Here is a 1,053-nt window from a genome sequence, read left to right as displayed (position 1 = left end):
TGCGGGCGCCGGTGATGCGGTGGAGTTCGGTGTCGCCTGCGCGGACGGGGGTGATGTGGGGGGTGATGCCGGCGGTGGTCATGAGGCGGTTGATGTCGCGGCGCTGGCCGGGGGTGACGAGGGTGACGACGCTGCCGGAGCGGCCGGCGCGTGCGGTGCGTCCGCCGCGGTGGAGGTAGTCCTTGTGGTCGGTGGGCGGGTCGACGTTGACGACGAGGTCGAGGTGGTCGATGTGGATGCCGCGGGCGGCGACGTTGGTGGCGACGAGGACGTTCACGCGGCCGTCTTTGAACTGGGCGAGGGTGCGGGTGCGCTGGGGCTGGGATTTGCCGCCGTGCAGGGCGGCGGCGCGGACGCCGTTGTCGAGGAGGTGTCTGGCCAGGCGGTCCGCGGCGTGTTTGGTGTCGAGGAACATGATGACCTGGCCGTCGCGGGCGGCGATCTCGGTGGTGGTGCGGCGTTTGTCGGCGTCGTCGACGTGGAGGACGTGGTGTTCCATGGTGCTGACGGCGCCGGCTGAGGGGTCGACGGAGTGGACGACCGGGTCGGTGAGGTAGCGGCGGACGAGGCGGTCGACGTTGCGGTCGAGGGTGGCGGAGAAGAGCATCCGCTGTCCGTCGGGGTGTACCTGGTCGAGGAGTGCGGTGACCTGGGGCATGAAGCCCATGTCGGTCATCTGGTCGGCTTCGTCGAGGACGGTGGCGGTGACGTCGTCGAGGTGGCAGTCGCCGCGGGTGATGAGGTCTTTGAGGCGTCCGGGTGTGGCGACGAGGATCTCGGCGCCGGTGCGCAGGGTGCCGGCCTGGCGGGTGATGGACATGCCGCCGACGACGGTGGCGGTGCGCAGGTTCACGGAGCGGGCGTAGGGGGTGAGTGCGTCGGTGACCTGCTGGGCGAGTTCGCGGGTGGGGACCAGGACGAGGGCGAGGGGGCGGCGGGGCTGGGCGCGTCGTCCGGTGGTGCGGGCCAGGACGGCCAGGCCGAAGGCGAGGGTTTTGCCGGAGCCGGTGCGGCCGCGGCCCAGGACGTCGCGTCCGGCCAGGGAGTTGGGCA

Annotated in this window: 1 protein-coding gene; it reads right to left on the bottom strand. The window is 71.9% G+C overall.

Going from position 1 to position 1,053, the window contains the following annotated elements:
- Positions 1-1,053, bottom strand: a 1,053-nt coding sequence (locus IG64_RS37125; RefSeq protein WP_037864932.1) for a DEAD/DEAH box helicase, incomplete at both ends; no start/stop codon positions are given.

Source organism: Streptomyces sp. NRRL S-340 (assembly GCF_000720185.1).
GTDB lineage: Bacteria > Actinomycetota > Actinomycetes > Streptomycetales > Streptomycetaceae > Streptomyces.
The sequence above is the reverse complement of the archived record's forward strand: the minus strand, read 5'-3'. Positions and strand labels throughout refer to the sequence as shown.